A 7287-nucleotide genomic window follows, 5' to 3' on the forward strand; every position below is an offset into this window, starting at 1 on the left:
GCGCTCGCATCGACGCTGGATGTCGACAGCGCGCGTGCCCTGGTCGATGCGATGGCGGTCTCGATCGAAGTCGTCGACTCGCGCTGGCAGGAGGCCATCGACGCCCCTGCGCTGTGCAAGCTGGCGGACCTGCAATCGCACGGTGCGCTGGTGCTCGGCGAATGGATTCCGTTTGCCGGGCGCGATTGGAGCGCACAGGCCTGCGAGGTGCGCATCGGCAGCCAGCCGCCGGTCGAACGGCGCGGCACCCACTCGCTCGGCGACCCTGCCCACGTGCTGCCTGCGTGGCTGCGTCATGCCACGCGCCATGGCGACCGCATGGCGGCCGGCACGGTGGTGACCAGCGGCACCTGGGTGGGCATCCTGAGCGCGGTCGAGGGCGACCTCGTCACCGTGGATTTTCCGGGCATCGGCCGCGCGTCGGTGCAGTTCTAGACCCTCGAACCAGACCCAAGGACTGAGACACAAATGATCGCTCTCGACAACCATTCCAGCGGCCGCCATTTCCTGCAGATTCCCGGCCCCAGCCCGGTGCCCGACCGGATCCTCCGGGCCATCAGCCTGCCGACCATCGACCATCGCGGGCCCGAGTTCGCCACGCTCGGCAAGAAGGTGATCGGCGGGTTGCAGCAGGTGTTCCAGACGCGGCATCCGGTGGTGGTCTACCCCGCGTCGGGCACCGGCGCCTGGGAGGCCGCGCTGGTCAACGTGATGAGCCCCGGCGACAGCGTCCTGATGTTCGAGACCGGCCATTTCGCGACGCTGTGGCAGAAGATGGCGCAACGGCTCGGCCTCGAGCCCGAGTTCCTCGCATTGCCGGGCACCGACGAGACCGGTCTGCCGCGCAGCTGGCGCCATGGCGTGCAGGCCGATCTGATCGAGGAGCGCCTGCGCAAGGACAGCGCGCATCGCATCAAGGCCGTGTGCGTGGTGCACAACGAAACCTCCACGGGCGTCACCTCCGACATCGCCGCGGTGCGCCGTGCGATCGACGCGGCGGGCCATCCGGCCCTGTTGATGGTCGACACCATCTCCGGCCTCGCGAGTGCCGACTACCGCCACGACGAGTGGGGTGTCGACGTCACGGTCAGCGGCTCGCAGAAGGGGCTGATGCTGCCGCCGGGCATCAGCTTCAACGCGCTGTCGCCCAAGGCCATCGAAGTCAGCCGGACGGCCCGCTTGCCCAAGGCGTTCTGGGCCTGGGATGAAATCGTCGAGATGAACAAGGGCGGCTACTGGCCCTACACGCCCAGCACGAACCTGCTCTACGGTCTCAGCGAAGCGCTCGACATGCTGCTCGAGCAGGGCCTGCCCGTGGTGTTCGCACGCCACCAGCGATGGGGCGAGGGGGTTCGGACCGCGGTGCGTGCCTGGGGCCTGCCGACGCAATGCGCGGACGAGCGGGTGCATTCGCCGGTGCTGACCGGCGTCATCACGCCGCAAGGGGTCGATGCCGATGCGCTGCGCAAGYTGATCCACGAGCGATTCGATCTCTCGCTCGGCGCCGGGCTGGGCAAGCTGAGGGGCCGCATGTTCCGGATCGGGCACCTGGGCGATTGCAACGACCTGACCCTGATGGCTGCGTTGACGGGCGTCGAGATGGGCTTCAAGCTGGCAGGCGTTCCGCTGGCCGGCAGCGGCGTGCTGGCGGCCATGGCGTTCTTTGCGGCAACGCCCCTGGCGAATGCGAGCTGATTCCGGCTTGGAGGCGGGTGGAGTGGTAGGTGTTTTCACCTAACGTCGACGACATTGTCAACATTGATGTTGACATTGAAGTCGACGGAATCTAAATTCCACCGGACAGCCTCGGAGGTGCACTGGCCAGACCAGCCCGCATCGCGGCTGCAAGCTCGCCAGCGTGCCGGGTGCTTCCCTGCAGGTTGGCACCTCGTGCCAAGCAAGGAGACAAACCGATGCAACCCACCATGACGGCCGACGCGACAGCGACCGCCGCAGCACCCGACACCGCCCTCCAGCCCACCAAGGTGCGTTGGAAGATCTTCCTGATGATGTTGTTCCTCATCTCGATCAACTACATCGACCGGGCGTCGCTGTCCGTGGCCATGCCGCTGATCGCCAAGGAGTTCGACATCGGGCCGGCCGTGCAGGGTCTGCTGTTGAGTTCCTTCTTCTGGACCTATGCGCTCATGCAGATTCCGGGCGGCATGCTGGCGGACCGTTTCGGCCCGCGCATCGTCATCGCCGGCGCGACGCTCGGCTGGGGCTTCTTCCAGGCCATTGCCGCGTTCTGCACCGGCTGGGTTCCCTTGCTGCTGACGCGCCTGGGCCTGGGTGCGGCGGAGGCGCCGATCTATCCCGCGGGCGGCAAGCTCAACGGCATCTGGATGACGCAGAACGAGCGCGGCCGGGGTGCGACCCTGCTCGACGGCGGTGCGCCGCTGGGCGCCGCGCTGGGCGCGATCCTGATCTCGGGCCTCATCGCGATGCTCGGCTCATGGCGCCTGGCCTTCGTCATCGCGGGTGTCGGCACCGTCGTCGCCGGCTTCTTTGCCTGGAGCTACATCCGCAACCATCCGCGCGAACATCCCGGCGTCAACGAGGCGGAGGCGAAGTACATCGAGGCGAGCCATGCGCAGGATGCCGCCAGCGAGCCGAAAGGCGCCAGCGGCCGCCTGCTCGACTTCCTGCGCTTCCGTTCGGTCTGGGGCATGTTCTTCGGCTGGATGTGCTTCAACGCGCTCTTCTACGGCCTGCTCACCTGGATGCCGAACTACCTCTCCAAGGTGCACGGCTTCGACATCAAGCAGATGGGCGGCGCGGTGTTCATCATGTTCTTCTCGGGCTTCGTCGGTGAAATGTTCGGCGGCTGGCTGGCCGACAAGTGGATGGCCGCGGGCGCCTCGACCACCAGGGTGCTGCGCACGCTGTTCGGCATCTCGTCGGTGATCGCCACCATTGCGATCTACATGGTGTCGCAGATCACGAACCCGGTCGTCGTGGTCGTGCTGCTGTCGATCACGCTGTTCTTCCTGCGCTGGTGCGGCCTGTTCTGGTGCGTGCCTTCGATCCTCGGTCGCCGGGCGCACGTCGGCTTCCTCGGCGGCACGATGAACCTGGGCGGCAACGTCGCGGGCATCGGCGTGCCGATCGTGGTCGGCCTGATCGTGCAGGCGACCGGCTCCTACTTCCTGGCGCTGATGCTGTTCGCGGCGGCCGGTGCGGGCCTGTTCGTCTGCTCCACGCTGCTGATCGACTACAGCAAGAAGCTGCCCGTCTAGTTCACTTTCAAAGTTCGCGAAATGTCCCAGCAAAAACGCATCGGCGTGTTGACGCCTTCCTCCAACACGGCGCTCGAGCCGCTGACCAGCGCCATGGTCGCCGGCGTGCCGGGTGTCACGGCGCATTTCTCGCGGTTCCGGGTGACCGAGATCTCGATGGGCGACAAGTCGCAGAGCCAGTTCGACGAGCGCACGATCCTCGACGCGGCGAAGCTGCTGGCCGATGCGAATGTCGACGTGATCTGCTGGAGCGGCACCTCCGCGAGCTGGCTCGGCTTCGAGCGCGACCGCGCGCTGTGCGCCCGCATCACCGAAGCGACCGGCATTCCCGCGACCACATCGGTGCTGGCGCTCAACGACCTGCTGGCCGCACAGGGCGCGCGCACGCTGGGGCTCGTGTCGCCCTATGTCGAAGACGTGCAGCGGCGCATCGTCGCCAACTACGCTGAACTCGACGTCGAGTGCGTGGCCGAACGGCACCTCGATCTCACGGTGAACTTCTCGTTCGCCGAGGTCGCGCCCGACACGCTGCGCACGATGATTCGCGAGGTGGCGCAGGCCAAGCCCGACGCCATCACCGTGATGTGCACCAACCTGCACGGTGCGCCGCTGGTGGACGAGCTGGAGCGCGAGCTCGGCATCCCGATCTACGACTCGGTGGCGACCGTGGTCTGGAAGGCGTTGAAGCTCATCGGTGTCGATACGCGCAGTGTCAAGGGTTGGGGAGGGCTGTTTTCATGATCACCAAGGGTCTTGATCTGGTCGTGCGCAATGCGCGCGTGGCCACCGCCAGCGACACCTTCGATGCCGACATCGGCATCGTCGACGGCCGCATCGTGCAGCTCGGCATGGGCCTGCCCGCCGGCGTCCGCGAGATCGATGCGGCCGGCGCCTTCGTCACGCCGGGCGGCGTCGATGCCCATTGCCATCTCGACCAGCCCATGGAGGCACCGGTGCGAATGGCCGACGATTTCGACACCGGCACCCGTGCGGCCGCCTGCGGAGGCACCACCACGGTGATTCCGTTCGCCGCGCAGCAGAAGGGCCAGTCGCTGCGCGCCGCGGTGCGCGACTACCACGAGCGCGCGGAGGGCCGCGCGCACGTCGACCACGCCTTTCATCTGATCGTCAGCGACCCGACCGAGGAGGTGCTCAAGCACGAGCTGCCGCAATTGATCGCCGAAGGCTACACGTCGTTCAAGATCTACATGACGTACGACGATCTCAAGCTCAACGACGGCCAGATCCTGGACGTGCTGGATGTCGCGCGAAGCCACGACGCCATGGCGATGATCCATGCCGAAAACGCGGACTGCATCGAGTGGCTGACCAAGCGGCTGGAGGCCAGCGGCCGGACGGCGCCGCGGTTTCACGCGCATTCGCGGCCGATGCTGGTCGAACGCGAGGCCACGCACCGGGCCATCGCGCTGTCGGAACTCGTCGACGTGCCGATCATGATCGTCCACGTGTCGGGCAAGGAGGCCGTCGAACAGATCCGCTGGGCGCGCTCGCACGGCCTGCACGTGTTTGCCGAGACCTGTCCGCAGTACCTGTTTCTCACCGCCGAGGACCTCGGCATCGACGACAGCTACGGCGGCGCCCGCTGCGTGTGCAGTCCGCCGCCGCGCAACAAGGACAACCAGCAGGTCATCTGGAACGGCCTGGCCGACGGCCTGTTCACGATCTTCTCGTCCGACCATGCGCCGTTCCGCTATGACGCACCGGAAGGCAAGAAGCCGGGCGGCAAGGAGGTCGAGTTCCGCCACATTCCCAACGGCATTCCGGGCATCGAGACCCGGTTGCCGCTGCTGTTCTCGCACGGCGTGCTCGACGGTCGCATCACCATCAACCGCTTCGTCGAACTGACGTCGACGAACCCTGCCAAGGCCTACGGCCTGCATCCGCGCAAGGGCACCATCGCCATCGGCGCCGATGCCGACCTCGTGGTCTGGGGCGCCACGCCGCGCCAGGTGCGCAATGCCGATCTTCACCACGCGGTGGACTACACGCCCTACGAGGGCATCGAGGTGAAGGCATGGCCGGCGCTGACGATCGCGCGCGGCGAGGTGGTGTGGGACGGCGACACCTTCCATCCGCGCGCCGGCCGCGGACAGTTTCTGAAGCGCGGCCGGCCGAGCCTGCTGCCGGCTCGCCCCCTCCGATAGCGCCACGCAGAACCGAGGCCCGCCATGAACCTGCTGCTGATCAACCCCAACACCTCCCAGAGCGTTTCCGACCTGATCGAGGCGGAGGCGCGCCGCGCGGCCGCGCCGGGCACGCAGATCCGCGTGCTCACGGCGCCGTTCGGCGTCGCGTACATCGAGACGCGCTTCGAATCGCTGATCGGCGCCTACGCCACAGCCACGCTCGCCGCCGAACACTGCGACCGGCATGACGCCATCGTCGTCGCCGCCTTCGGCGATCCGGGCATCGACGGGCTGCGCGAAGTGCTCGACATCCCCGTGGTCGGGCTGACCGAGGCCGCGCTGATGAGCGCCTGCCTGCTCGGCAAGCGTTTCTCGATCGTCGCGATCTCGCACCGGATCACCGCCTGGTACCGCGAATGCGTCCAGGCCAACGGCCTGAGCGAGCGCCTGGCAAGCATCCGCAACCTGGACAACCCGCTGAAGGACATTGGGCGCGTCCAGGAAGACCACACGGCGCGCCTGGAAGCGCTGTGCCTGTCGGCCGTGCAGGACGACGGCGCCGACGTGATCATCATCGCCGGCGCACCGCTGGCGGGCCTGGCGCGATCGATCCGGGACCGCATTCCGGTGCCCGTGGTCGATGGCGTGTCGAGCGCCGTCTGCCACGCGCAGACGCTGGTGTCACTGGGCACGCTGCCCGCGCGCCAGGGCAGTTTCGCGCCGCCGCCGATCAAGCCGAACCACGGACTGCCCGAGGGCATTGCAAGGCTGCTCGCACGGGACCGCGCGCAGAGATGAGGCCTTCGGCGACCTGACGGCGTTCCGACGCCTGAATCCGTCGCTAAGATCGCAACGCATGCCAAAGAAAATGATTTCTCCCAAGGACACGAGCGCAACCGGCCGCGAGCAGAGCGTCGAAGCCATCGCCGAGAAGATCTCCACGGCGATTCTCGAACACCGCCTGGCGCCGGGCACCAAGCTCGGCGAAGACCGGCTGGCAACCATCTTCGGCACCAGCCGCGCCAAGGTGCGCGAGGTGCTGGCCCGCCTGGCCCATGAGCAGATCGTCGAGCTGGTGCCGCAGCGCGGCGCCCATGTCGCCAAGCCGACCATCGAGCAGGCACAGGACGTCTTCGAGGCGCGCCGCCTGATCGAGCCCGGCGTGCTGCGCCGGCTGATCGGCACGATGGACGACTTCAAGATGCAGCGCCTGCGCCGGCATCTCGAACTCGAGGCCGACGCGCGCCAGCGCAACGATGCGCGCGCCGTGGTGCGCCTGTCGGGCGAATTCCACCTGCTGCTGGCCGAACTGGCCGGCAACTCGGCGCTCGCGCGCACGATGCGCGAGCTGTCGACGCTGACCTGCCTGATCATCTCGCTGTACGACGCGCCCACCGCGACCAGTTGCCGCGCCGACGAGCACGAAGAGATCGTCGACGCGATCAAGCGCAACGACGCGCGGCGGGCCGAAACCCTCATGCTCCACCATCTGGACCACATTCAGCAAAGCCTCCGGCTCGACGCGGGAAGCGACGAGGCCGACCTGGAGAGCATCCTCGGATAGCGGGCGGCTTTGGGCGCCCTGGGTTCCATCAGCGCGCTGCCTGTTTTTGAGGCATCGCGTCGGAAGGCCCGTCTGGAGTCAATCCCCTGCGTTGCGCATGCGGTTGTCCACAAGTCTGTCCACCGGGTCCGGGGACAACGCCGCCCGCGCGTCGCGCTTGACGCGCCAGCTCGAAATGCCCGCTGGAGGCGGACAAGGCGCTGCCGAAAGAAGAGATCGGCATCGGCCTCACGGCCTGTAGGCAATGACCTCGATCTCGATCTTGGTGGCGACCATGTTTGTCGCCTGAATTGTCGAGCGTGCCGGCTTGTCTCCAGGGAAGAACTCGCTGTAGATG

7 protein-coding genes are annotated in these 7287 nt (G+C 67.3%); all 7 read left to right on the plus strand.

What is annotated here, in order from left to right:
- Positions 1-435: fumarylacetoacetate hydrolase family protein (locus tag AC1D2K_RS25930; RefSeq protein ID WP_478092124.1), on the plus strand; the 435-nt coding region annotated here is incomplete at its 5' end.
- 33 nt (positions 436-468) lie between these two features.
- Entirely contained in the window at positions 469-1695 is a 1227-nt protein-coding gene (locus AC1D2K_RS25935; RefSeq protein ID WP_478092126.1) for a pyridoxal-phosphate-dependent aminotransferase family protein, read from the plus strand.
- Positions 1696-1913: 218 nt separating this feature from the next.
- Complete coding sequence (locus tag AC1D2K_RS25940; RefSeq protein WP_478092127.1) at positions 1914-3239, plus strand: MFS transporter; 1326 nt, start codon at positions 1914-1916, stop codon at positions 3237-3239.
- A gap of 21 nt (positions 3240-3260) precedes the next feature.
- Complete coding sequence (locus AC1D2K_RS25945) at positions 3261-3980, plus strand: maleate cis-trans isomerase family protein (RefSeq protein WP_478092128.1); 720 nt, start codon at positions 3261-3263, stop codon at positions 3978-3980.
- Positions 3977-5404, plus strand: a complete 1428-nt coding sequence (gene hydA, locus AC1D2K_RS25950) for a dihydropyrimidinase (RefSeq protein ID WP_478092130.1) — start codon at positions 3977-3979, stop codon at positions 5402-5404. The genes AC1D2K_RS25945 and hydA overlap by 4 nt, the downstream gene beginning before the upstream one ends.
- Before the next feature lie 24 nt (positions 5405-5428).
- Complete coding sequence (locus AC1D2K_RS25955) at positions 5429-6184, plus strand: aspartate/glutamate racemase family protein (protein ID WP_478092132.1); 756 nt, start codon at positions 5429-5431, stop codon at positions 6182-6184.
- 58 nt (positions 6185-6242) lie between these two features.
- Entirely contained in the window at positions 6243-6950 is a 708-nt protein-coding gene (locus tag AC1D2K_RS25960; RefSeq protein WP_478092133.1) for a GntR family transcriptional regulator, read from the plus strand.
- Positions 6951-7287: the final 337 nt, after the last annotated feature.

It is taken from the genome of Variovorax sp. P1_H12_2 (assembly GCF_056405335.1).